Annotated in this window: 22 protein-coding genes and 1 tRNA gene; 10 read left to right on the top strand and 13 right to left on the bottom strand. The window is 73.3% G+C overall.

Translation table 11 applies throughout. The features are described 5' to 3' along the window. The first annotated feature begins 182 nt into the window (after positions 1 to 182). A complete protein-coding gene (locus ACQPYD_RS30815; RefSeq protein ID WP_433698859.1) occupies positions 183 to 1,061 on the top strand; it encodes an alpha/beta fold hydrolase in 879 nt (292 codons plus the stop codon). A gap of 88 nt (positions 1,062 to 1,149) precedes the next feature. On the opposite strand, the gene ACQPYD_RS30810 is transcribed toward ACQPYD_RS30815, so the two are convergent. Beyond that, positions 1,150 to 2,460 (bottom strand): MFS transporter, encoded by a 1,311-nt coding sequence (locus ACQPYD_RS30810; protein WP_433698857.1) that lies wholly within the window; start codon positions 2,458 to 2,460, stop codon positions 1,150 to 1,152. 232 nt (positions 2,461 to 2,692) lie between these two features. Next, the gene (locus ACQPYD_RS30805; protein ID WP_433698856.1) at positions 2,693 to 4,186 is read right to left on the bottom strand and encodes a PucR family transcriptional regulator; all 1,494 of its coding nucleotides are present in this window, start codon (positions 4,184 to 4,186) and stop codon (positions 2,693 to 2,695) included. A gap of 193 nt (positions 4,187 to 4,379) precedes the next feature. On the opposite strand from ACQPYD_RS30805, the gene ACQPYD_RS30800 reads away from it, so the two are divergent. Together ACQPYD_RS30800 and ACQPYD_RS30795 are read left to right on the top strand one after the other, a co-directional pair. Beyond that, on the top strand, positions 4,380 to 4,646 hold the full coding sequence (locus ACQPYD_RS30800) for a type II toxin-antitoxin system Phd/YefM family antitoxin (protein WP_330160344.1): 267 nt from the start codon (positions 4,380 to 4,382) through the stop codon (positions 4,644 to 4,646). Further along, positions 4,643 to 4,900 (top strand): type II toxin-antitoxin system RelE family toxin, encoded by a 258-nt coding sequence (locus ACQPYD_RS30795; protein WP_433698855.1) that lies wholly within the window; start codon positions 4,643 to 4,645, stop codon positions 4,898 to 4,900. The genes ACQPYD_RS30800 and ACQPYD_RS30795 overlap by 4 nt, the downstream gene beginning before the upstream one ends. Positions 4,901 to 4,925: 25 nt before the next feature. On the opposite strand, the gene ACQPYD_RS30790 is transcribed toward ACQPYD_RS30795, so the two are convergent. Next, complete coding sequence (locus tag ACQPYD_RS30790) at positions 4,926 to 5,825, bottom strand: aminoglycoside phosphotransferase family protein (protein WP_433698854.1); 900 nt, start codon at positions 5,823 to 5,825, stop codon at positions 4,926 to 4,928. A gap of 292 nt (positions 5,826 to 6,117) precedes the next feature. Here ACQPYD_RS30790 and ACQPYD_RS30785 point away from each other — a divergent pair, with 292 nt between their 5' ends. After that, positions 6,118 to 7,068 carry a fatty acid desaturase family protein gene (locus ACQPYD_RS30785; protein WP_433702180.1) on the top strand — a complete coding sequence of 317 codons (951 nt, stop codon included), beginning with the start codon at positions 6,118 to 6,120 and terminating at the stop codon, positions 7,066 to 7,068. A 4-nt stretch (positions 7,069 to 7,072) separates the two neighbouring features. Here ACQPYD_RS30785 and ACQPYD_RS30780 read toward each other — a convergent pair whose 3' ends face one another. From ACQPYD_RS30780 to ACQPYD_RS30745, 8 genes are all read right to left on the bottom strand, one after another. Then, positions 7,073 to 7,414 (bottom strand): DUF2795 domain-containing protein, encoded by a 342-nt coding sequence (locus ACQPYD_RS30780; RefSeq protein ID WP_433698853.1) that lies wholly within the window; start codon positions 7,412 to 7,414, stop codon positions 7,073 to 7,075. A 146-nt stretch (positions 7,415 to 7,560) separates the two neighbouring features. Then, the gene (locus ACQPYD_RS30775; RefSeq protein ID WP_433698852.1) at positions 7,561 to 8,631 is read right to left on the bottom strand and encodes an LLM class flavin-dependent oxidoreductase; all 1,071 of its coding nucleotides are present in this window, start codon (positions 8,629 to 8,631) and stop codon (positions 7,561 to 7,563) included. A gap of 144 nt (positions 8,632 to 8,775) precedes the next feature. Next, complete coding sequence (locus ACQPYD_RS30770) at positions 8,776 to 9,894, bottom strand: ABC transporter substrate-binding protein (RefSeq protein WP_433698851.1); 1,119 nt, start codon at positions 9,892 to 9,894, stop codon at positions 8,776 to 8,778. 23 nt (positions 9,895 to 9,917) lie between these two features. Next, a complete protein-coding gene (locus ACQPYD_RS30765) occupies positions 9,918 to 10,751 on the bottom strand; it encodes an ABC transporter permease (protein WP_433698850.1) in 834 nt (277 codons plus the stop codon). Between the two features lie 26 nt (positions 10,752 to 10,777). Further along, positions 10,778 to 11,581, bottom strand: a complete 804-nt coding sequence (locus tag ACQPYD_RS30760) for an ABC transporter ATP-binding protein (protein WP_433698849.1) — start codon at positions 11,579 to 11,581, stop codon at positions 10,778 to 10,780. A 602-nt stretch (positions 11,582 to 12,183) separates the two neighbouring features. Continuing rightward, complete coding sequence (locus ACQPYD_RS30755) at positions 12,184 to 12,591, bottom strand: hypothetical protein (protein ID WP_267947023.1); 408 nt, start codon at positions 12,589 to 12,591, stop codon at positions 12,184 to 12,186. Between the two features lie 543 nt (positions 12,592 to 13,134). Beyond that, positions 13,135 to 14,517: an amidohydrolase family protein gene (locus ACQPYD_RS30750; RefSeq protein WP_433698848.1), complete on the bottom strand. Its 1,383-nt coding sequence runs from the start codon at positions 14,515 to 14,517 to the stop codon at positions 13,135 to 13,137. 11 nt (positions 14,518 to 14,528) lie between these two features. After that, a complete protein-coding gene (locus ACQPYD_RS30745; protein WP_433698847.1) occupies positions 14,529 to 15,107 on the bottom strand; it encodes a GNAT family N-acetyltransferase in 579 nt (192 codons plus the stop codon). 69 nt (positions 15,108 to 15,176) lie between these two features. Here ACQPYD_RS30745 and ACQPYD_RS30740 point away from each other — a divergent pair, with 69 nt between their 5' ends. Beyond that, positions 15,177 to 15,797, top strand: a complete 621-nt coding sequence (locus tag ACQPYD_RS30740; protein ID WP_433698846.1) for a TetR/AcrR family transcriptional regulator — start codon at positions 15,177 to 15,179, stop codon at positions 15,795 to 15,797. A 57-nt stretch (positions 15,798 to 15,854) separates the two neighbouring features. Here ACQPYD_RS30740 and ACQPYD_RS30735 read toward each other — a convergent pair whose 3' ends face one another. Further along, complete coding sequence (locus ACQPYD_RS30735) at positions 15,855 to 16,691, bottom strand: alpha/beta fold hydrolase (protein ID WP_433698845.1); 837 nt, start codon at positions 16,689 to 16,691, stop codon at positions 15,855 to 15,857. Between the two features lie 525 nt (positions 16,692 to 17,216). Between ACQPYD_RS30735 and ACQPYD_RS30730 the strand changes: the two genes are divergently transcribed. The 3 genes from ACQPYD_RS30730 (at position 17,217) to ACQPYD_RS30720 (ending at position 20,685) form a co-directional block, all read left to right on the top strand. Next, positions 17,217 to 18,455 carry a serine hydrolase domain-containing protein gene (locus ACQPYD_RS30730; protein WP_433698843.1) on the top strand — a complete coding sequence of 413 codons (1,239 nt, stop codon included), beginning with the start codon at positions 17,217 to 17,219 and terminating at the stop codon, positions 18,453 to 18,455. 207 nt (positions 18,456 to 18,662) lie between these two features. Further along, a complete protein-coding gene (locus ACQPYD_RS30725) occupies positions 18,663 to 20,171 on the top strand; it encodes a serine hydrolase domain-containing protein (RefSeq protein WP_433698842.1) in 1,509 nt (502 codons plus the stop codon). A 441-nt stretch (positions 20,172 to 20,612) separates the two neighbouring features. Continuing rightward, positions 20,613 to 20,685, top strand: a tRNA-Lys gene (locus ACQPYD_RS30720). A gap of 158 nt (positions 20,686 to 20,843) precedes the next feature. Here the strand turns inward: ACQPYD_RS30720 and ACQPYD_RS30715 are convergent. Next, positions 20,844 to 21,641 (bottom strand): helix-turn-helix transcriptional regulator, encoded by a 798-nt coding sequence (locus ACQPYD_RS30715; protein WP_433698841.1) that lies wholly within the window; start codon positions 21,639 to 21,641, stop codon positions 20,844 to 20,846. Positions 21,642 to 21,809: 168 nt separating this feature from the next. Between ACQPYD_RS30715 and ACQPYD_RS30710 the strand changes: the two genes are divergently transcribed. After that, the gene (locus ACQPYD_RS30710; RefSeq protein ID WP_433698840.1) at positions 21,810 to 22,145 is read left to right on the top strand and encodes a hypothetical protein; all 336 of its coding nucleotides are present in this window, start codon (positions 21,810 to 21,812) and stop codon (positions 22,143 to 22,145) included. A 41-nt stretch (positions 22,146 to 22,186) separates the two neighbouring features. Further along, positions 22,187 to 22,741 (top strand): nuclear transport factor 2 family protein, encoded by a 555-nt coding sequence (locus ACQPYD_RS30705; RefSeq protein WP_433698839.1) that lies wholly within the window; start codon positions 22,187 to 22,189, stop codon positions 22,739 to 22,741. Positions 22,742 to 22,761: the final 20 nt, after the last annotated feature.

Here is a 22,761-nt window from a genome sequence, read left to right as displayed (position 1 = left end):
CGGCACACCTAGGCGCCGTCGCGCCGCGCCCATGCTCGCCGAAGATGGGACGAATGTCCACTCCAGAGGCCTGTGTCCGTTCCTGGGGGCGCGCCGGGACGCGTCGAGTACAGTGCTTCGGAGGTGTGCCGGGAAGACTGGTCGGCGGTTGCTGTCGCCTATCCGGAAACAACAGGTGTCCGATGTCCGAGTCCAGCCCTCACGGCGCCCACATCTACCGATCCCCCGCCGGCGCCCGCGCGATCCGCGCCTGGTGCGAGCAGCGGATCTCGGGTTGGCCCTCCCTCCGGCCGCTGCCCGAGCTCGCCACCGCCCTGGGCCCGACACGGGCCTTTCAGGCGCCGGGGGGCGACGCGACCCCCGTGCTGGTCCTCAGCGGGACCAACTTCAACTCGGCGACGTCCGTGGACACCGCGAGGATCATCGCCCGCGACCGCCCGGTCACCCTCGTCGACCTGCCCGGCCAGCCGGGCCTCAGCGTCGGGGTCCGGCCGAGGTCGGACCGCGCGGCGGCCTACGGCGCGTGGTTCGACGAGGTGCTGCCCCTGCTGACCGCGCGGCCGGTCACCGTGCTCACGCACTCGCTCGGCTCCGCCGTGGCCCTGGCGGCGAAGCCCTCCCCGCTGGTCCACGCCGTGGTGATGGTCGGGCCCGCGGGCCTGACCTCGGCGGCGAAGACGTCCGAGCTGATGCGCGCCACCCTGCCGTGGATGATCGGTCCGCGGGACGACAAGAGCACCCGCCTGCTCAACTTCATGAGCGGTCCGTCCTACGCCGCGACGGGCACGCACCCCTTCGCCCCGTGGATGACGCTGGTCGGACGCCACTGCCGCACCAGCCTGGCCCCGGGGCCGCTGCCGCTGGAGTGCCTGCGCCCCTGGGAGAACACCCCGGTCGTGGTGGCCACCGGGTCCGACGACGCCTTCTACTCCCCGGCGCGCCTGCACGGACCGGCCCGGCGCTTCCTGGACGCCGACGTGGTCGTCATGGAGGGCGCGGGCCACCTCGCCATGAACGAGCAGCCCGAGCGGGTCGCGGAGCTGCTGCGGTCGGTGGACTGACGGCGCGACCGGGCGCCCCGGCCCGACACGGCGGAGGGGCGGCTCCGCGCCGTGCGCGGAACCGCCCCTCCGCCGGTGCGGGACCGGATCAGGCCGACTCGCCGGCGCGCTCCAGCTCGGCCTTGGAGGCGCGGTGGGCCAGGGACACGGCGACGATGGAGATCAGGGCCGTGAACACCAGGTAGACGGCGATCGGCACCCACGAGTCGTCGAACCGGGACAGGAGCCAGGTCGCGATCAGCGGGGCCGTGCCGCCCGCGAGGGCCGCGCCGATCTGGTAGCCCAGGGTGACGCCCGTGTACCGGACCCGGGTGGAGAAGATCTCCGAGCTCAGGGTGCCGATGGTCGCGGTCACCGGCGCCCAGAACACGCCCAGGCCGATCACGGTGGCCAGGACCAGCATGGCCACGCTGCCGGTGCCCAGCATGAGGAAGTACGGGACGGCGAACAGCGCCAGGAGGACCGCGCCGACCAGGTAGACCTTCTGGCGGCCGAAGGTGTCCGAGAGGCGGCCCGACAGCGGGATGCACACCGTCGCGACGATCGCGCCGACGGTCACGGCGTTGAGCGCGGACGTGTTGTCGAAGGACAGGGTGCCCGTGGCGTAGCTGACGACGAACGTGCCGAAGATGTAGAACGGCGCGGTCTCCACGACCTTGGCGCCGACGGCGACCAGCACGGCGCGCCAGTGGAAGCGGAAGGTCTCCACGACGGGCAGCTTGGCGACGTTCCCCTCCTCCTTGGCCTTCCGGAAGGACGGGGTCTCGTCGATGCCGGAGCGGATCCACAGGCCCAGGAGCACCAGCAGGACGCTGCCGACGAACGGCACCCGCCACCCCCACGCCTCGAACTGGGCGTCGGGCAGCAGGGACATGAGGGTGAGGGCGAGGCTGGCCAGCAGCATGCCCAGGGTGATGCCCATCTGCGGGACGCTGCCGAAGAAGCCGCGGCGCTCCTTGGGCGCGTACTCGTAGGCGAGCAGCAGGGCGCCGCCCCACTCGCCGCCGATGCCCATGCCCTGGACGACCCTCAGCACGATGAGGAGGACCGGGGCGAGGACGCCGATGCTGTCGTAGGTGGGCAGCAGGCCGATGCCCATCGTCGCGCCGCCCATGAGGGAGAGCGTGATGATCAGGGTCTTCTTGCGGCCGATCCGGTCGCCGATGTGCGAGAAGACCACGCCGCCCAGCGGACGGATGAAGAACGTCAGCGAGAAGGTCAGGTACGACAGCATCAGCGAGACGAGCGGGTCGTCCGAGGGGAAGAACAGCTTGTCGAAGATCAGGGCCGCTGCGGTGCCGTAGAGGAAGAAGTCGAACCACTCGATCGTGCTGCCTGTGAGGCTCGCGATGAGGACCTTGGCCCTCGGCGGCCGCGCCTGTGTGGTGTCCGCGCTCATGTCCAGAGCTCCTGCCAGGGTCGGGGATTTCGCGGGCCGACGAGGGGAGGGTCCGCGAGTATGGCCGGGAGCCTAGGTCCGGGTGGCGTGCGCCACCGTTGTCAGAACGGACGACATGGGCGGGTCGGCGGTGTCGGTTCCGACAATCCGGTCCCCGGGGAGCGCCGGAGGGCGGCTCCCGTGACCGGGCGGAGACCGCGCGGGAGCCGTACCGCGATCCGCCGCGCCGCGTTCAGGCCCTGAGCGTGATCGCCGCGAGGAGCCGCTGGTCGGCGTCGTCCAGGTCGAGTCCGGTCAGGGAGCAGATCCGCCGGACCCGGTGCCGGAGCGTGTTGGGGTGGACGTGCAGCCTCCCGGCCGCCGCCGTCACGTCGCCGAAGGCGTCCAGGTACGCGGACAGCGAGCGGCGCTGCTCCCCGTCCAGCGCGTCGAGCCGGTCGTCGCGCAGGCGGGGCATGTCGGCGAGGGTGTCGAACAGGTCGCGCAGCACCACGGAGGAGCGGACCTCCTCGAACGCGGTCACGCGCCGGTCGGGGCGGTCCGCGACCACGTCGAGGGTCCGGCTGGCGACCTTCTTCAGGGAGGGCACCGCGCGCATCCTCGGGGCGGTCCCCGCCACGGCGGCCTGCACCGGCGTGCCCAGGTTGTCCCGCAGGACCGACACCAGCTCGCCGGCCCACGCGGCCGGGCTCCGTCCGGTGGTCGCGGGGAGCAGGACGTACAGCAGCCCGCAGGCGGGGACGACCAGCGCGTCCCTGCGGTAGGCGGCCGCGTACACGGAGGTGATCTCCGCGGCCTGGTCCAGCCGCCAGGGGAGGTCGGCCTCCGGGCCGCGCAGGGCGAGGGCGACCACCGCGACCGGGGTGGAGGGGTCGGCCCCCAGGTGGCGGGCGAGCGCGTCGGTGTCGAAGGCGCCGGTCAGCAGGCCCACGGACAGCTCCTCGGTGTCCCGCCCCGTGCTGCGCGCCCCGCTGTTGGCGCGCATGACGTGCACCGCGGCCAGCCGTGCCGCGCCGTGCAGCACCTGGACGCTGGCGGGTGCGAGCGGGCGGTCGCCGACCTGGACCCATATGGTGCCGAGCGCGCGCTCCCCGGCCCGTATGCCCACGACGAGGCGCCGGGCTGCGCCGAGGTCGGGGCGCTCGGCGACCTCGACGACCTCTCCCGCCCAGATGCGCTCGTTGACGCCCCACTCGCGCATGTGCGCCAGGAACGACTCGGGGCAGCCCCGGCCGAGGATGGTCTGCCTGCGCAGCTCGTCCGCGCCCTCGTCGGACGCGGAGTAGGCGAGGACCTGTCCCCCGGCGTCCTCGACGCTGACGAGGCCCCCGGTCAGCGTCGCGACCGTCTGCGCGAGCGAGAACAGGTCGCCGTGGCGGGTCTCGGTCTCATCGGCCTCCAGGACGGACCGGGCCAGGGCGGCGAACTCCTCGGGGCCGACGGAGGGCTCCACGGAGAGAACGGGCAGGCCGAGGTCCCGGAGGCCGGCGGCGTCGTCCCCGAGTGCGGCCACGGCGCTCGCGCCCCGGAGGCCGGCCCGCGCGGCGGGGGCGGACCCGCCGGCGGGGACGACGACCAGGGACGCGGCGGGCACGGGGACGCCCTCGCCCGCCACGACGACCGTCCGCACGAGCGCGCCGAGCCCCCGGGGAGCGGCGACGAGCCCGTGGACGGCCCCGTCGAGTGCCTCCATCAGCGCTTTGACGGTCAGGCCGGTCTTGCTCACGTTCCACTCCGGGGGTCGATCCGCACTGGTCGGAACCATTGTGCGCCTTCGACCGGTATGCCCGCCGACGGGCGGTCAGGGGCGGTCGGGGCCCAGGACCTGGTCGACGGTGTGCGCGCCCACCGCGGCCATCCGAGCGCTCACTCTCCGGAGAGGCATGTGTGCCAAGGGTGCCATGTGTACCCTTGGTTCCATGAGTGAGATGCAGGTGGAGTCCATCCGCCAGGTGCGCGACCACATCGCCGACGTCGTCGACCGCGCGGACAGGGAGGACTCGCCCACCGTGATCACCAGACGGGGGCGCGAGGTGGCCGCGGTCGTCCCCATCGACATGTTCCGCCGCTACCAGCAGTTGGAGGAGCAGGAGATCATGCGCATGGTCGACGAGCGCATGGCCAACCCCGCCCCCGGCATCCCCATGGAACAGGTGATGGCGGAGATCCTGGAGAGGCCCGAGTGAACTATCGGACCGTCTTCCGACCCGAGGCGCGGGCCGAACTCCGGAAACTGCCCCGCAACGTCGCGATGAGCGTGTTCCGCAAGCTCACCGAACTGGAGACCGACCCGCTGGGATTCGGCAGCACCGCCCTGGTCGGGGATCCCGACGTCCGTCGCCTCCGCGTGGGCGACTACCGCGTGGTCTGCACGGTGGAGAGGGGCGAACTGATCGTCTGGGTGGTCCACGTGGGGCACCGCTCCGGCGTCTACGACTGAGCCGGACCGCTGTTCCGACGGGCGGTCAGGGGCGGTCGGGGCCCAGGACCTGGTCGACGGTGTGCGCGCCCACCGCGGCCAGGAGCGGATCCTCGTTCGTGGGATCGGCCAGGAGCGAGCCGAAGGAGACCGCCCAGGCGCGGGCGCGGTCCCAGGTGGCGGGGTCCACGGGGGAGAGGCGCTCGCGCTCGGCGCGGAACTCCGCGCGCCCGGGGGCGTCGAACATCATCCACGCCGCGGCCAGGTCCGTGGCGGGGTCGCCGGAGGCCAGGTCGCCGAAGTCCAGGACCGCGGCCAGGCCCGGAGCGCCGTCGGCGGGCGCGAGGACGTTGGCGGGGTGCAGGTCGCCGTGGATCCACACGGGCGGGCCCTCCCGGGCCGGGGTCGAGGAGAGCCGCTCCCACAGGCGCAGGAGCTCGTCCGCGCGGGGGACCCGTCCTCCTGTCAGCCGTTCGCGGACCCGCGCGTCGCGGGAGGCCAGGGGGACGCCGCGGACCGGGTTGGCCGGTGCGTCCGCGGGGGCCGGGACGTGCATCCGGGCCGTGAAGGCGGCCAGCGGCCCGGCGAGGCGCCCCCGTTCGGCGGGGGGCAGGGAGGCGGCGACGCGGCCCTCGAACCACGGGACGACCGACCAGGGCCACGGGTACCCGCGACCGGGCCGCCCCAGCCGGACGGGCGCGGGGACGGGGAAGCCGACGCGCGCGGCGACCGTGCCGAGCCAGCGCTGCTCGTTGGCGGCCAGGGCCGCAGCGCTCCCGCGCCGCGGGAGCCGCACGGCCAGGTCGTCCCCCAGGCGGAGAACCACGTTGTCCCAGCCGTGGGAGCAGGGGGTCAGGGCCAGGCCGGCCAGGTCCGGGTGCTGGTCCCGGAGCAGGCCGGCGACGAGACCGGCGGTGACGGCGACCTCGGCGGGGGGAGTGCGCATGGACCCATCATCCACCGGCCCCGGCGGGGCGGACACCCGGTGGGGGCACCGCGGCGCGGAGGATGGTAAGCACTTCCGCCGCAGGACGCAGGGGTGCACGCACCCCGAAAAGTCAGCGTGGCCGTGCCATGGTCCGAGACGTCCGCTGCGCCTAGTGTTATGCGGAACACATGAGTGATTCGTTCACCTTTGCAGGGGAGAGAGCATGCTCGACGCCGAGGCGACGACCCTAGGCCGACGTCGGGGCAGTGACTTCGCCCAGTTGTCCCGCCGTGTCCAGGAAGCCGGGCTGATGGAGCGGACGCCGGTGTACTTCGCCGTCCGGCTCTCCCTGATCGGACTGTCCTTCGCCGGCGTGTGGGCGGCCTTCTTCCTCCTCGGCGACTCCTGGTGGCAGATGCTCACCGCCGTCGCCATGGCCGCCGTCTTCGGACAGGTCGGACTGGTCTCCCACGAGCTGGCCCACCTCCAGATCTTCCGCGGGCGCCGCGTCAGCGAGGCGTTCGGCAGGGTCGTGGGCAACCTCGGCATCGGACTCGGCTACGGGTGGTGGCAGGACAAGCACACCCGGCACCACGCCAACCCCAACCACGAGGAGCTCGACCCCGACGTCCAGCCGGACATCTTCGTGTGGTCCGAGGACCAGGCCCGCGCCGCCAGGGGCGTGCCCGCCTTCCTCGGCCGCCGGCAGGCGTTCCTGTTCTACCCGCTCCTGCTCCTGGAGGGCCTCAACCTGCACGTGGGCAGCGTGCGCGCCCTGTTCCGGCCGAGCACCAAGCAGCGGGTCCTGGAGGGCGTGCTCCTCGCGGGGCACTTCGCGCTCTACCTCGGCGCGGTGTTCACCGTCCTCCAGCCCCTCCAGGCCCTCGCGTTCATCGCGGTCCAGCAGGGGCTGTTCGGGGTCTACCTCGGCTGCATCTTCGCCCCCAACCACAAGGGCATGCCCACGCTGAAGAAGGGCGAGAAGCTCGACTTCCTCCGCAAGCAGGTGCTGACCTCGCGGAACGTGCGGGGCGGCTGGTTCACCGACCTCGCCCTCGGGGGTCTCAACTACCAGATCGAGCACCACCTGTTCCCGAACATGCCCAGCCCGAACCTGCGCCGGGCCCAGCCGGTGGTGCGCGACTACTGCGCGGAGGTCGGCATCCCGTACCACGAGACCGGTTTCGTGCGCTCGCACGTCGAGGCGCTCACCCACATGCACAGGGCCGGGGCCCCGCTGCGCGCCGCCGCGCGGGCCTGACCGCTCAGGGGCGCCGTCCCCGCTCCCCGCGCTCCCGCGTCCGGGCCGACTCGGTCCGGGCGCGCTCGGTCTCGGGCAGCGGGACCGCCCGCAGGACCTCCCCGGCCTCGTAGAAGTCGGCGGACGGCATCGCGCGCAGGGCGCTCAGGATCTCCTCGTCGCCGCCCTCGTCCAGGGCGCGGGCGACGATCCGGTCCTTGTCCGCCGGGAACTCCACCCGGTCCAGGATCTGCCGCAGCCCGCTGATACCGCGTTTGACGCCCATGTCGGTCCCCCCGGAGAGCGAGAGGGTCCGCCCGCGCCGCGCCCCGGAGGGGGCGGGGCGCGGGCGGACCCGCTGGTGCACGTACTGGTGACTACCCGGTGGCGGAGCGCCCCAACCCCGGGGCCCGGGGGCCGCGGCCGGCCGGGGAGCCGGGACGGCGCCCCTCCCGGGGCACCGCGTGTCCCCGCGTGTCCCCGCGGACCGGAGCGGGGCCCGGGAGGCGCCGCTCAGCCCTGACGGAGCCGGGGCATGACCTGCTCCCCGAACGCGGCCAGGTCGGCGTGGTAGTCCGGGAAGATGAGCATGAGGCCGTCCAGTTCGGCGTACTCGACCATCTCGCGGATCCGGCCGGTCACCGTCTCCGGCGACCCGGTCACGAACGGGGTCTGGAACGCCTCGTCCTCCGGGCGCTCGGAGGTCAGCGACAGGGCCCTGTCCAGGGGCAGGCCCCAGGAGAGCTTCATGTTGACGATCGCGTCCACGTCCGCGCCCCGGCCGTACTCCAGCCGGCGCTCCTCGGCCGCGGCGTCGGTCTCGTCCATGATGACGGTGAGCATCGAGTAGGTCCGGATGCTCCGGCCCCGCTTGTCGGCCCGCGCCTTCACGTCGAGGCTGGCCTCGCGCAGGCCGGGCAGGTCCTGCGCGGTCAGGAAGGAGCCGTCGCAGTGCCGGGCCTGGAAGTCGAGCCCCGTGTCGGAGCGCCCGGCGCTGATGAGCGTGGGCGCGGGGTCGGGGTGCGGCCTGGAGCGGCAGTCGTCGAGCTGGAAGAACTCGCCGTCGTGGGTGACGGAGTCCTCCGTCCACAGGCGTCTGAGGACGGTGGCCCACTCCTCCGTGTACCGGTACCGGTCGGCGTGGCCGAGGTCGTCCCGCCACAGGCCCATCTGCGCGAACTCGTCGGCGTAGGACCCCACGACGATGTTCATCCCGGCCCGCCCCCCGCTCACCTGCTGGAGGGTGGTGTACATCTTCGCGGCCAGGGCCGGGTGGAACAGGTTCGTGTGGACGGTCGCCCACACCTTGACGCGCTCGGTCGCCTCGGCGAGCCCCGACATCATCGTCATGGACTCCAGGGTGCGCCCCCAGTGGTCGGTGGCCCCGTCGTAACCGCGCCACTTGCCCATGGACATGACGAAGTCGAGTCCGTGGGCCTCGGCGAGGATCGCGGCCTTCTTGTTGTACTCGTACGTGGCCTGCGGATGCGGTGCCGTCTCCGACACGATCCAGCCTCCGTTACCGATGGGCAGGAAGATCCCGTACTCGGTGTCGGCGGTCGGGGCGCCGCCTGGTGCTGCCATCCTGTGGGCTCCTAGTTCTCTGGCGGCGCGTCGTCGCGCCGCCGCTTCGGGTTCTGCGTGTGCCGTCCGCGCGGCCGGCGCCGCCCGCCCGGGGGCGGGCGGCGCCGGCGGCTCGCCGCGTGCGGCGGGTCCTGCCCGTGCGCGCTACTCGGCGGGCCAGGAGACCTCGGTGGCGACGTGCACGGCCTCCAGGTAGCGCGGGTCGAACAGGGGCTCCAGGTCGGGCAGCTCGTCCAGCTGGCCGTTGTCCACCAGGGTCTCCCCCTCGGCCTCGGTCAGGTTCAGGTCGATGTACCCGGGAGGGGCGTCGTCGGGCGTGGACGAGGTGACCAGCTCGTGCTCGGCGTTCCACACCCGCAGGTTGTGGTCGACGTCGTACCCGGACTCGGCCAGCTCGGCGGCGTACCCGACGCACTCCTCGCCGTTCTCCTGGCAGTACGAGAACGCCTGGGCGATCGCGCGCAGGTAGTCCTCGACCACGGTCGGGTTCTCCTGGGCCCACTCGGGGTGCGTGGCCATCACGCCGAACGAGCCGACGACCCCGTAGTCCTCGGGGAGCCACTCGTTGTACTCCTCGTCCATGTCGGCGAGGAGGAACGGCTCGTTGGACCGGAACCCGGTGAGGGCCTGCACCTGGTCGCGGGGCAGGACGCTGGGGTCGTAGCCGACCTCCACGATCTCGATGGCGTCCATGTCGACGCCGTCGGCGACGAGCATGGCCTCCAGCGGGGCGGGCAGCATGCCCTTGTGCCCCAGGGTGGTGCCCTCCAGGTCGCCGAGCTCCTGGATGCCGGTCCCCGTCAGCAGGGTGGCGATGGGGACGTGCCCGTACGTGGAGATGCCGATGACGTCGTGGCCGGCGTCGTTGGCCTGGAGGACCTCGGCCTCGTTGCCCAGCGACGTGAAGTGCGCCGTGCCGGCCGAGACCAGCTGGGAGTTGCCGATCGTGTCGCCGGTGCCGGGCTGGATCTCGACGTCGAGGCAGACGGCGTCGAAGAAGCCGAGGGCGTCGGCGGCGACGGCCTCCAGGATGCTCACGGAGGCCTGGTACTGGTAGCCGGTGATGTAGGTGACGGGTCCCGCGGCGCGGTTGGTCTCGCACCGCTCCTCGTCGATCACGGTGGCCACGTCCGCCGGCTCCTCGGTCGCCTCCTCGCCCGCGCAGGCGGTGGTGAGGAGGAGGGCCGAGGTGAGGGCCGCGGCGGCCGCGGGGCGTGCGAGCCGGATCCGGGGCCGGGGGAGGGAGGCGGGGGGGAGTGCCACGAGGGCTCCTTCGGGTGTGTGCGTCACTGCTGCGACTCGTGCCAGAACAGCAGTCGTCGTTCGAGGACGGTGATGAGTGCGAGCATCAGCACGCCCATGGCGGCCAGACAGGCGATGGCCGCGTAGACGTACTCCAGGCGGGCGGTCGCGGCCGAGGTGCGGATCATCGTGCCGAGTCCGCTGGAGGACCCGGCGGCGACGAACTCCGCGACCACGGCGCCCACGATGGAAAGGGGGAACACCACCCGCAGCGCTGCGAGGGCGTAGGGGAGGCTGCTGGGGACGCGCAGCCGGAGCAGCACCTCCAGGCGGGAGGCGTGCAGGGTCGAGAACACGTGCAGGACGGGCACGGGCACCGACCGCAGCCCGGTCGTCATGTTGATGAGCACCGGGAAGAAGGTGATGATCGCGGTGACGATCACCTTGGGCGCCATGCCGAACCCGAACGCGACCACCAGGGCGGGGGCGAGCGCGACGACGGGGGTCACGTTCAGCACGACGGCCAGCGGCATGATCGCGCGCCGCACCACCGGCACCTCGGACATGACGAGGGACAGGACGAACGCCGTCCCCGCTCCGAAGGAGACGCCGAGGAGGGCGATCTGGAGCGTGGACCACGCGTTGCCGAGGAACAGGCCGGGGTCCTCCACCAGGACCGTGCCCACCTCCGGGAGCGGGGGGAGCAGGTAGGGCTGGTCCTCGGCGACCGCCGTCCAGGCGAGGCCGCAGAGCAGCACGGCCACGGTGGCGGGCATCCACAGCCCGATGCCGAACAGGCGGCGGCGTACGCGCGGGGCCGCCCCTCGCGGGCCCTCCTCGCGGTCGGGACGGGGACGGGCGGGGGTCTGGGTGGCCATGGCCGTTCCTCCTCTCGGGGCGGTGCTCACAGGGGGATGAGGTCGTCGGGGGCGGCTCCGGCCTCCCAGGCGGTCTGGAGGGAGGCGCGCACCCTGTCCTCCAGGACGTGCAGGCGGGGCCCGGTCACGACGCCCCGGTCGCGGGGGCGCGGCAGGTCGACGTCCAGCACCTCGTGGACGCGTCCCGGACGGGCGGACATCACCACGACCGTGTCGGAGAGGGTGACCGCCTCGCGGACCGAGTGGGTGACGAACAGGACCGTCGTGGACATGCGCTCCCACAGCCCGAGGAGCTGGAGCTGGAGCGCCTCACGGGTGAACTCGTCCAGGGCGGAGAAGGGCTCGTCCATCAGCAGCAGGTCGGGGCGGATGCCGAAGGCGCGGGCGATGGCGACGCGCTGCCTCATGCCGCCGGAGAGCTCGTGGGGGTACTTGCGGGCGGCGTCCTCCAGGCCCACCATGCGGAGCAGCAGGTCGGGGTCCTCGCTGCCCCGGCCGGCCCGGCGGTTGACGCGTGAGGGCAGGGACACGTTGCGCCGCACGTTCTGCCAGGGGAGCAGGGCCGGGGACTGGGGGACGAGGCCGACGGCCTTGGCGGCGGCCATGCGCTGCGGAGTCGACCCGAACACGGAGACGGTCCCGGCGTCGTGCCGCTCCAGCCCGGCCACCACGCGCAGCAGGGTGGACTTCCCGCATCCGCTGGGGCCGATGAGGCTGACGAAGCGGCCCCGGGGGATCTCCAGGTCGACGTCGTGGAGCGCCGGCCGGAGCGGGTCGGCGCCCTCGTAGGCCTTGGTGAGCCCGCGCACCTCGATCCTGTCGCCGGTCACGCCGCGCACCCGTGCCGCGGCGTCCGCTCCCCGAGAGGGAATCGGGGGAGGGGTCCGGTCCCCGCGGGGAGCCGGAGGCGCGGAACCGCTGCGGGCGCCCGCGAGGCGGCGCCGTGCGCGGAAGGGTCGGTGGGCGGCGGTGTCATTCCTGCTCCTCGATATGCGTGATCGGATGATCGCACACGGTGTCGCTCCGGTGAATGGGTGTTTCCGGGGCAAAGGGAGGAGCGCCGGTCGGGGGTGCCCGAAAAGGGCTGCGGAGGAGCGGGAACGGCTGTGCGGTACGCGGGGAAAGCGGGGAAAAGGGGACCCGGGCGCCCGGTGGGAATCGGGGACGCGTGCGCCGGCGGCGCGTCGTCGGCGCGGGAAAGGGTCGCGCGCGCATGTGGCGCGCGGCGGCGCGCGGGCGCGCACGCGAGGCGCGCATGCGCGACGGGCGGGACATCCATGAACACCCTCCGGGGATGACTGCCTCCGGGCAGGGCGAACCAGGGACCGGAGACGTTCGTTGGAGAGCGGGTGGGAGCATGGAATGCGGCGGCCCGCGGGGTTTGACGCGTGGAACGTTAGGGTTAATCGATTAACGCGTTATGAAGTGTTCATCACGTACTGATATCGAGTGTGCGGATCCTGTGATGCTCGTCCACCAGGGCGACGGTGATCCTGTAGGAGGCGAACGCGGCGGGGAGCCAGGCCCCCCGCCCGAACAGCCGGGCGAGCGGTTCGCCGATGACCAGGAGGACGTGCGCGTCCGGGAAGTGGTGGTCGCGCAGCCACACGAGCTTGAAGGCGTCGGCGATGACCTTGTTGCGCTGGGTCGACTTGACCGGGCCCTGGAGCGGGGTGAACTGCACCAGGAGGCTCGGGCGGCCCCCGTCGGCGCAGTCGACGCCGATCCTCGTGCCGTCGGGCAGCGTGAACTCGCGGGGGGTGAGTTCGATGCCCAGGTGCGCCGACAGGGCCTCGGCCAGGCCGGGGTCGCCCTGGCGGGCCGGTCGGGTCGAGACCAACGACGACGGACTTCTCGCTGAATACGCCATGGTAGGAAGACTTTAGTGCACAGAAGCCCCATAGTCATCGCGGCGGCGTCGTTCCAGGCAGGTAATCCACGTGCTTCGGAGGGTCCTACCTGGGGCTTTATGGAAGGGATTCGTGTCGCGTCTCACAGGCGTATTATCTCTTCCGGGGAAGGCTCCGCAGGGGGCTCCGGGCAAGGTTTCCCGCAGATTCGCAGGTCGGACGGCACGGGCCGAAATCAGCGGCTTCGGGTGTGCTCGGATGTCAGGGAAAAGGGCTCTGCTATTGCCGTTTCCCATGGTCTTCGGAAAAGGCCAGTTCAGGGCGTGTGCCGGCCCGCGGGAGGAAATGTGGGATCACCGGTTGTCCTCGAAACGAGACCGGGGAATCCCGCTCCGGGCATCGCCGGCCCCTCCGTCAGGGGCCGCGGGGCCCTCGGGACGGCGGTCCGCGCGGAGGGGCCCGGGCCCCCTGGAGGCCCCGGGCGCACCGGGTCGCCGGTACGCCCGGGGACCCGGCCCGCGGGGCCCGGCGGGTCAGGCGACCTGGGCCGCCGCCGCGCGCTCGGCGGTGTCGAGCAGCGCCTGCCGCTCCCCGGGGCCGATGAACCTGCCCGCGGCCACGACGGCGTGGATGCGCGTGGTGTTGCGGATGTCGGCCAGGGGGTCGGCGTCCAGCACCACGAGGTCGGCGGCCCTGCCCGCCCGGACGGTGCCCGACCACTGTTCGCGGCCCAGGAAACGGGCCGCCTCCAGGGTCGCGATCCGCAGGACCCGCGCGGGGCTCAGCCCTGACCTCACCAGCAGTTCCAGCTCGTCGTGCAGGCCGAACCCGGGGAGGACGCCCGGGGTGAGCGGGTCGGTGCCCGCGAGCAGGCGCACCCCGGCCGCGTCCATCGCGACGACGGTCTCCCGGCGCCGCTCGAACAGGTCGCGGCGCAGGGCCCCCTCGGCGGCGCTGCGTCCGCGCGTGTAGACCTGTGCCAGGACGTACTCCCACATCTCGCGCATGTACGGCGGCAGGTACCGCAGGCGGGGGTCGTCCAGTCCGGCCCGCTCCGGCAGGTCCACCTTCTCGTGCATCACCAGCGTGGGGCACAGGGCCACGTCGTTGGCGGCCAGCCGTCCGAACACCGAGGCCGCCGCCGCGGAGTCGTAGGAGTTGACGGACTCCCACTCCACCTCGTTGATCTGCCGGAACCAGCTGGAGTAGTAGGTGTCGGGTTCGAGGGAGATCCGCGCCATCGACGCCTCCATCCCCGCCGCGTCCCGGGAGAGCGCGGGCCACAGGCCGTGGACGTGCTCGAAGGAGCGCTGGCCCAGTTCGACCTGTTCCACGAAGGGCACCAGGTCCGAGCGGTGGCCGGCGACGGGGATGTCCTGGCGCCGGGCCTCCTCCATCAGGGCGAGGTAGGACTCGCGGTCCAGCCGGGAGTAGACCTTCACGAAGTCCGCCCCGGCGTCGCGGGTCTCGCCGACGGCGCGGCGGGCGTCCTGGGCGCCCTTGACGACGGTGGGCGCCGCGGGGCCCGGGATGTCCTCCCACAGGGAGGGGGAGCCGTCCACCAGGTTGCCGCCGACGACCCAGCGGGGTCCCGACATGGTTCCGGCCGCGATGCGCCGCCGCCAGTCGTGGACCCGGGGGCCGCCCCACATCTCGCGCACGGTGGTGACGCCGTTCGCGAGGTAGAGCGCGGGGATGATCCGCTCGTCCTCGATGTCGCTGTGGACGTGCATGTCCGCCAGGCCCGGGATGAGGTACTTGCCGGTGAGGTCGACCACCGACGCGGTCTCCGGTACGGGGACCTCCGCGGTGCGTCCGACCGCGGTGATGACGCCGTCCTCGACGAGGACGGTGCGGTCCGGGGCGGCCGGGCCGCCGGTGGAGTCGATCACGGTCACATGGGTGTACGCCTGCACGGGTCTTCTCCTCATGGGTTGGGCTCGCGCCACATCGGGTGGACGGTGGGTCCGTCGGGAAGGGTGACCGGGTCGCCGAGCGGGGCGAACCCGTGCCGGGCGTAGAGGGCCGCGCTCCGCTCGGTGCTGGCCTCCAGGTAGGCGGGGAGGCCGGCGCCGTCGAGGCGGTGGCCCAACAGGGCCGAGCCCAGTCCCCGGCCCCGTGCGCGGGGCAGCACGCAGATCGTCGAGAGGTACAGGTGGGGGACGGCCGGGTGCCGGTCCTCCATGGTCCGCGCGAGCAGGGCGATCCGCGGCACGTGGGGCGCGTACGCCGCGGGGAGCGCCCGGAGGTCCTCCTCGCCCGGGGGCCGGGCGGGGCCCGGGCGGTGGGACCAGAGGGCGAGGGCGCTCCCGGTCCCGTCGACCAGCACCCGGTCGGTCGCGAGCGCGGTGGCGACGAACTCGCGCATCAGGGCGGGGAGGAGTGCGCGGCGTTCCCCGGCGTCGGGGATCATCCAGGCCGTCACGGGGTCGGAGCCCATCGCCTCGGCGGCGACGGCGGCCGCCCGCTCCTCGTCGGAGGGAGGGAGTTCGCGGATCTCGATCATGGAGCGATCATACGTATGTATATGACGTTTGTACAATACGCTTGTATATAAAGAGGTTAGAGTGGGTGCATGGGACACAAGGAGCAGTTGCTGGAAGGCGCCAAGCAGTGCCTGTACACGAAGGGCTACGCCCGCACGACCTCGCGCGACATCGTGGCCGCCTCGGGGGCGAACCTGGCGTCGATCGGCTACCACTACGGGTCCAAGGAGGTCCTGCTGACCACCGCGATGATCGCCGTCGTGGGGGAGTGGTCGGACCGCGTGCTCGCGGTGCTCTCCGCCGCCGACGGCGGTTCCGCGCCGGTCGACAGGTTCGAGGAGACGATGAACCGGCTCGTGCGCTCCCTGGACGACGTCCGCACGATGGTGGCCGCGAACTTCGAGGTGCTGGCCCAGCTCGACCGCATGCCCGAACTCCGCGACCAGCTCGCCGGGGCCCACCGGCTCGCACGCCGGGGGCTGGCCGCCGTCGTGCTCGGCGTTCCGGTGGAACAGGTGACGGACGAGCAGGAGGGCACGGTCGGCTCGCTCATGCTGACGCTGATGCCCGGCGTGATGGCGCAGAGCCTGGTCTCACCCGGCGAGACGCCGGACGGGACGCGGCTCGCCGCCGCGATCCGGGCGCTGCTGTCGCAGGCGCCCGGATCGGCGGGAGACGCGGGAGGCGACACGGCACCGGGCCGCGCCTGAACCCGGCCCGCGTCCCTCCGTTCCCGGGGGCCGGGCCCCGGCCCGGCCCCCGGCGGGTCACCGGCCGCCGAAGAACTCCGCCAGCACGGGCGCGAGTCGCTTCGGCGCCGTCATCACCGAGCCGTGGTTCAGACCCGGCAGCACGCGGTGCTCGGCGGTGCCGAGCACCCCCGCCAGCCCCTCCGCGGCCCTGTGGAACCCGGCCGGGCTCCTGCCGCCCGTCAGCACCAGCGTTCGCGCGCCGGTCGACCACGCGTCCGCGTCCAGCGGCTCCCCCCGCTGGGTGTCGCCCATGACCGCGATGTCGTAGGGCAGGGTGTGCGCCATCGCCGTCAGGTTCGCCCACTCCCTGGGCATCAGTCGCATCAGCCCCACCATGAACCCGGGCATGCCCTGCGCCCCGGTCATGAACTCCCGCACCGCGTCCGAGCGCCGTCCCTCGGAGAGCAGGGCGTCGATGCGCGACGGGAAGCCCGGCGGGGGGCCGAAGCCGCCCGGTTCCACCGAGAACGGCGGCTCGTAGAGGGCGAGCCGGCCGACACCCGCCCCGGCGACGGCGGCACGGATCGCGAGAACCGCCCCGGACGAGCTGCCGAACACCGACGCCGAGCCGCCGACGTGCGCGATCAGCGCCGCGATGTCCTCGATCTCGCGCTCCACGGCGTAGGCCTTCGCGTCGCCGCTCGCGCCCCGGCCGCGCCGGTCGTAGTTGACCACGGTGAACCGCCGGGCGAGCAGGCGGGCGAGCCCGCGGGTGTCCCCGCGGTCGGCCAGGGCCGAGGAGACCAGGACCACCGGGCTCCCCTCGCCGAGGCGCTCGAAGGCGATCCGCGTCCCGTCCGCCGAGACGACCGCGGAGTCCGCCGCGTTTGCGTTCCTGCTGTTCGAGCCCATGTGTCCTGCTCCTATCCCGGTGCTGCGCCGTCGTGTCCGACCGTGTGACGGCGGTCCGCCGGAAAAGGAATCGGCACGGCGGCGGCCGGTCCGGGGCCGCGGGCACGGGCGCTCCTCCGGGCGCGGGAGCTCCTCCGGGCGCGGCCCGCGGGCGGCGCCCCCGGACGCCGGGGCCGCCCGGGTGTGTCGGCCGGAGCCGTGTCCACGCCGGGAAAAAGGTGAGAAGAGCAGCTTTTCGTTCGCCTCGCTGCCATTCCTCGCCGATTTCCCCCGGTTCTCGACGGTGGCGGTTCCGTGAAAAGACAGGCCTTTTGTTCGCGGTTGTCACCAGTGCCCGACATGGGTACCGTGCGCCTTCTGTGTCGAAGGGATGCCCAGGTGGAGGGCGTCCCGCGTGTCGCACACGGATACCCGCCGTCGCTCTCCCCCGGAGGTCATGTGTTCTCCCCTGTCGCAGGTCGCAGTACCGCCCGTGCCGTTTCCCCCGCAGCACCCGCATTTCCCGGAAAGCTCTCGCGGCGCGGAATGCTCGGGCTCTCCGGGGCGGCGGGGGTCGCCGTCGCGGCCGCCGGAGCGCTCGGGACGGGCCCGGCGTCCGCGGCCGAGCGCACCTGGAGGGTCACCGGTGAGGACGTGGCCCCGCTCGCGCACTTCGACGACGTGATGAAGGACTACATGCAGGCGCGCGGTATCAGTGCGGGGTCGCTCGCCGTGGCGCGGAACGGGAAGTTGTCCCTGGCGCGCGGCTACACGTGGGGCGACGACAGCGTCGCGACCACGGGGGAGACCGACGTCTTCCGCATCGCGAGCCTGAGCAAGCCGATCGCCGCGACGGCCGCCGTGCGGCTCGCGCAGGAGGGCCGGCTCGACCTGGACGCGCCCCTGGCCGACCTGGTCGACCTGTCGCCCCTGCCCGGCGGGACGGCCGACCCGCGCCTGGGCGGGGTGACGGTCCGGCGGGCGCTGCAGCACCTGGGCGGATGGGACAGGGACCTCTCCGGAGACCCCCTGTGGAGCACCGTCGCCATCTCCCGGGACATGGGGGTGGACCTGCCGCTGGGGGAGGAGGAGGTCGTCTCCTACGTCAGCGGGGCCGCCCTCGACCACGACCCCGGCACGACCTACGCGTACAGCAACTACGGATACCTGCTCGTCTCCCGCGCGATCGCCGGGGTGGTGGGGACCTCCTTCGAGGACTACGTCGTCTCCGACGTCCTGGGCGCGGTGGACATCGCCCGGATGAGGGCGGGCCGGTCTCTTTCCCGGGACCAGGCCGGCGAGGTCCGGTACGAATCCCGGCACACGTCCACGTCGGCCGTCGACATGTCGGGCGCCCAGGTCCCCTACCCGTACGGCGGGTTCAACCTGGAGATCCAGCTCGGCAACGGGGGCTGGGTCGCCTCCGCGGCCGACCTCGCGCGGTTCTGCACCGTCTACGACACCCCGGACGAGGCGGGGGTGCTCACGCCGGAGTCCGTCGACACGGTGTTCGCCGCGCCCGAGACCGGGGGCGGGGCGACCCACTACGGCCTCGGGTGGTCCGTGCGCCCGACCTCCGGAGGTGAGAACACCTGGCACACCGGGAGCATGCCGGGGACCTACACGTTCTTGGCGCGCAGCAACGGCTACACGGTCGTGGCGCTCTTCAACCGGCGCAAGGAGGGCGACGACCTCGACTGGGGCGTGATCGACCCGAACCTGTGGGACGCGATCGGCGAGGTCGGCGCCTGGCCGACGGAGGACCTCACCCCGGTCTACTTCTGAGGCCGCCCGGTCGCCCGACCGGACACCGCCGCGACAGCGCCCGCCGGATCCCGGCGGGCGCTGTCGCGTCCGGGGGCGGTCCGTGGGCGCGCACCGCGGATCCCGGTGCGGGTCCGGGCGGTGCCCGGCCCCGGCCTTGATAACCGTATGGGTATACGATTATGGTCGTACGGCCATACGGTTAACAAGCCACCCGTGGAGACCCCCATGAACCGCCGTCCCGCCCGCTCCGCCCCGCGATGGGCCGCCGCCCTCTGCGCGGCACTGCTCCTCGCCCCGGTCGGCTCCCCCGCCGCGGACGCCGCCGCACGGGAACCCGCCGACCCCTACGCCGCGATCGACGACTACGTGCAGAGGCGCATGGAGGCGACCGGCACGCCCGGACTCTCCTACGCGGTGGTCGGACCCGACGGGCCCCTCCACCGGGCGGCGTGGGGAACCGACGGCGACGGGGCCCCCGTCACGGCCGGGACGCCGTTCCTGTGGGGGTCCGTGGCCAAGCCGGTCACCGCGACCGCCGTCCTCGCGCTGGCCGAGGACGGCGAACTCGGACTGGACGACCCGGTCGCCGACCACCTGCCGGAATTCCGGTTCGGAGGGGCGCACGCCCCGCGGACCACCGTCCGCCACCTGCTCGCCCAGACCTCGGGCCTGCCGCCCTCGTCGGCCTTCGCGGTCTCCGACTGCCGGGGGGACTGCCCTCGGCCCGCCGACCGCCTCCCGGCGCTGGACCGGGTCCGGCCCCTCGCGCCCCCCGGCGGCGAGTACGCCTACACCAGCGCCAACTACCTGGTCCTCGCCGCCGTGGTCGAGTCCGTCACCGGCGTCCCCTTCCCCGACCACGTCCGCGACGCCGTGCTCGAACCGGCGGGTGCGGACGGTGCGATCACCGACCCCGCCTCGGCCCGCGACCGCGCCCTGGCCCCGGGGCACCTCCCGCTCTGGGGGGTCACCGCGCCGGTCGCGGCCGGACTCGACCCCCACGGGGCGGCGTACGGCTACCTCGGCGGCGACCTCGACGACCTCGCGGCGATCGCCTCCCTGTACCTCCGGGGCGGAGGGGGCGTCCTGTCGGCGGACTCCTTCGGGGAGATGAGCCGCGAGCAGACCACGGACGACGGGGAGGGGACGGGCTACGGCCTGGGGTGGCGCGTCGGCGGACTCGACGCCCCGCTGGACGGGGCCGTGTGGCACAGCGGGGCCGCGCCCGGCTACTCGGCCGTGCTGCTCCTGCTCCCCGAGCGCGGCCTCGCCCTCGTCATGCAGCAGAACTCCCACGGGCTCCTGCACGACGCGGCGAGCACGGACGTCCTGTTCGGGGCCTCCGCCATGCTCGCGGGCGCCCCGGAGCCGGAAGGCGGCCCGTCCCGCACCGCCTACCTGCTCACCGTCGCCGCCACCACCGGTCTGGCCGTGTGGCTGACGGCGACGGCCGCCGGGGCGTGTGCGGCACTGCGCCGACCGCGCACCCCGGCCGCTCCGCCCACCGGGACGGCCACCGCGTTCCGGATCCTTCCCGGGCTGCTCCCCGTCGGGGCCGGGGCCGTCCTCCTCGCGGTGGCGGGGGTCGACGGGGCCCTCGCGTGGGCGCCCGACGTCGCCCTCTCCCTCGCCGTCGCCGCGGCGGCCGGCGTCGCCTCGGCCGTGCTCCGCACATGGGCCGACGTCCGCGCGCGGCGGGCCGGGGCCGTCCCCGTGCGGGCGTCGCGGCCCTGAGGCAGAAGAAGGGGCGTCACCGCTCTCCCGCCGAGAGACCGGTGACGCCCCCGCGTGCCCGTCGTGGCCTTCCCCGACCACGATTAGAACGCATGTACGAATCTATCAGCTGTCGATGCCGAGTGCGAGGCCCGCCGCGCGGAGCCGCCGCCCCGGCGAGTCCGGGCCGGGCGCCGTGTCGGCCGAGGCGTGCGCCGAGCCCGTGAGCCGCTGAGAGCCGTCCGCGGTTCCCCGGCGCTCTGGGTCGGGGGAACCGGGCTCCGGGCCCGCTCCCGGAGCGCCCGGAGGACGGCTTCCGGGCCCGTCCGCGGCGGAGGGACCCGCGTGGCGGCACGGTGATCAGGCGCGTTGCGCGCGGGGTCCCATCGGCAGCACGAAGGGCCTACCGCTGGGGTAGAGTTGCCTCTGGCGACGGGCGGCAGCATGCCCGGGAGTCGCCGAGGGCCTCTAGCTCAATTGGCAGAGCAACGGACTTTTAATCCGTGGGTTCAGGGTTCGAGCCCCTGGGGGCCTACCCCTCCCCACCTGGGCGTTCCTTTTCTGCGAGGAACGCCCTTCGTCGTTCCCGGGGGCTTGGGAGCCCGTAGGGAGCCCGCTCCTGTGTCCCCGCCCCGCATGCCCGCTCCACCCTCCTGCTCCGCCCCGTGGCCGTCTGCTGTGCGGCGCGGAGGGCTACCCGTCGTCCTGGGGCGTGTAGAGCATGATCCAGTGGTCCCGCTCGGGGTCGTGCAGCACCTCGATGTCGAAGCGGGCCCACCCCCGGGTCGGGTGGTGCATCCGCTTGACCGCCGACCTGGAAGCGCCGACCTCCCCCTCCTCCCAGTGGTCGCGGAAGCTCTGGCTGGTCGCGGTGAGCTCGGAGAGCAGGGACCGCAGGTAGGCGTCGTCGGGGTACCGGCTCAGCGCGATCCGGAACTCGGCGGCCGCGGCCCGCAGGAAGCGCTCCGAGCCCTCGTCTCCGAGCAGGCGCGCCAGGGTGTCGGTCGTGAAGGCCCGGTAGGCGATGTTGCGATCGAACGGGCCGTCGCCGAACGCGGTCCCGAGCAGCTCCTGCGCGGCCTTGTTGCGGGCCAGCAGGTCCAGGCGCCCGTCGTGCACGGTGACCGGCATCGTCTCGTCCAGGCCCCGCAGCAGGCGCAGCAGCCCGGGGCGGATGACCGAGGCGGGGGAGGCCGGCTCGGGCGGGGGCTCACCGCCCAGCCGGAAGAGGTGGGCGCGTTCGGCGTCCGAGAGACCGAACGCCTGGGCCAGCGAGGCGAGGATCTCGCGCGAGGGGCGGGGCGCCCTGCCCTGCTCCAGGCGTGTGTAGTACTCCACCGAGATCCCCGCCAGGTCGGAGACCTCCTGGCGGCGGAGCCCCGGAACCCGTCGGCGGGAGGTCCGCACGCCGATCCGAGGGTCCGCGGGGCTCATCGCGGCCCTGCGCCGCCTCAGGTACGCCCCGAACTCGGTTCGATCGCTGCTCGGCATGCCCCCTATTGTCCCCGCCCTGTGCCGACGGGCGAGCCTGGTCCTGCCGGTACCACCCTCGGCTCGGCCTTCCTGCCCCGCCCGGCCCCCCGGATCATCGGGAGCGCACCCGGTTCACCGGGACCGCCCCGCACGGGCGGCGGACCGCCCGAGGCCGAGGAGAGGGCAATGACCAGTACAGCGTGGACCTTCACGATCCCCCGGAACCGCGTCCAGGAGTTCCGAGACCTCCTCGCCGACCTGAACAGGGACCACCTGCCCGGCCTGGGCACCCGGGCCCGCGAGGTCGGCTACCACCGGGAGCGGATGTGGCTCCAGCCCGGCGAGGACGGCGGCGCGGAGTTCATCGTCTACCTCGAATTCGACGAAGGCGTCGACCTGGCCGCCTTCTCCGAGCGGCTCCTGGCCTACGAGTCCGAGTTCACGCGGTGGTGGACGCCCCGCTTCGCCTCCTTCGGAATCCCCACCTCGTTCGGTGAGCCCCTGCTGTCCTGGGACGCCTGAACCGGATCTCCGCACCCACCCGCACAACGATCGGAAACCTCATGGACGACCAGAGAACGACTTCCGCCACACACACCGGGCTCGCCGTGGCCCAGGAGTTCATCCGCGCCGTCGAGGCCAAGGACATCGACGCCGTGGCCCGGACCCTGGCAGGCGAGGCACGGCAGCTGTTCATGCACGCCCGGGGCGCCACGGCCCCCCAGGGCGTCGCCGACATCGTCGGGGGCCGCAAGCGGGGCGTCTGCGTCGCCGACGTCAAGGGCAGGAGCGAGGTCCTCGCGTACACGGGCGCCCTGTTCGACAAGTTCTCCCCGCTGCGCTGGCGCGACCACAGATGGATCGTCTCGCCCGACGGCGAGCTCTTCTTCCACGGCGTCGGCGACATGGTCGTGGCGCGCACGGGCCGGCCCTACCGCAACACCTATGTGACGCGGTTCGATGTCGAGGACGGCCGGATCGTCCTCATGGCCGAGTACGGGAACGCGCTGATGTACGCCGGGCTGGGCGTGCGCCCGAACGGGGCCGAGTTCCGCTCCCTGCTGCGCGCGGTCGGCCGCATGCTCTCGCCGCGGCTCTCCGCCCGCTCGGGCCGATGAGCCTCCCGCCCCGCCCGGTC

The organism is Nocardiopsis sp. CA-288880, from assembly GCF_050955985.1.
Classification (GTDB): Bacteria; Actinomycetota; Actinomycetes; order Streptosporangiales; family Streptosporangiaceae; genus Nocardiopsis; species Nocardiopsis tropica.
This window is presented reverse-complemented; position numbering and strand designations above follow the sequence as displayed.

Bases quoted from the DNA above. Each gene is read 5' to 3' on its own strand.
- ACQPYD_RS30785 (WP_433702180.1), top strand. From the start codon at position 6,118: ATGGAGCGGACGCCGGTGTACTTCGCCGTCCGGCTCTCCCTGATCGGA.
- ACQPYD_RS30810 (WP_433698857.1), bottom strand. From the start codon at position 2,460: ATGAGCGCGGACACCACACAGGCGCGGCCGCCGAGGGCCAAGGTCCTC.
- ACQPYD_RS30735 (WP_433698845.1), bottom strand. From the start codon at position 16,691: ATGGGCTCGAACAGCAGGAACGCAAACGCGGCGGACTCCGCGGTCGTC.
- ACQPYD_RS30740 (WP_433698846.1), top strand. From the start codon at position 15,177: ATGGGACACAAGGAGCAGTTGCTGGAAGGCGCCAAGCAGTGCCTGTAC.
- ACQPYD_RS30765 (WP_433698850.1), bottom strand. From the start codon at position 10,751: ATGGCCACCCAGACCCCCGCCCGTCCCCGTCCCGACCGCGAGGAGGGC.
- ACQPYD_RS30800 (WP_330160344.1), top strand. From the start codon at position 4,380: ATGAGTGAGATGCAGGTGGAGTCCATCCGCCAGGTGCGCGACCACATC.
- ACQPYD_RS30710 (WP_433698840.1), top strand. From the start codon at position 21,810: ATGACCAGTACAGCGTGGACCTTCACGATCCCCCGGAACCGCGTCCAG.
- ACQPYD_RS30815 (WP_433698859.1), top strand. From the start codon at position 183: ATGTCCGAGTCCAGCCCTCACGGCGCCCACATCTACCGATCCCCCGCC.
- ACQPYD_RS30730 (WP_433698843.1), top strand. From the start codon at position 17,217: ATGCTCGGGCTCTCCGGGGCGGCGGGGGTCGCCGTCGCGGCCGCCGGA.
- ACQPYD_RS30705 (WP_433698839.1), top strand. From the start codon at position 22,187: ATGGACGACCAGAGAACGACTTCCGCCACACACACCGGGCTCGCCGTG.
- ACQPYD_RS30790 (WP_433698854.1), bottom strand. From the start codon at position 5,825: ATGCGCACTCCCCCCGCCGAGGTCGCCGTCACCGCCGGTCTCGTCGCC.
- ACQPYD_RS30775 (WP_433698852.1), bottom strand. From the start codon at position 8,631: ATGGCAGCACCAGGCGGCGCCCCGACCGCCGACACCGAGTACGGGATC.
- ACQPYD_RS30725 (WP_433698842.1), top strand. From the start codon at position 18,663: ATGAACCGCCGTCCCGCCCGCTCCGCCCCGCGATGGGCCGCCGCCCTC.
- ACQPYD_RS30715 (WP_433698841.1), bottom strand. From the start codon at position 21,641: ATGCCGAGCAGCGATCGAACCGAGTTCGGGGCGTACCTGAGGCGGCGC.
- ACQPYD_RS30745 (WP_433698847.1), bottom strand. From the start codon at position 15,107: ATGATCGAGATCCGCGAACTCCCTCCCTCCGACGAGGAGCGGGCGGCC.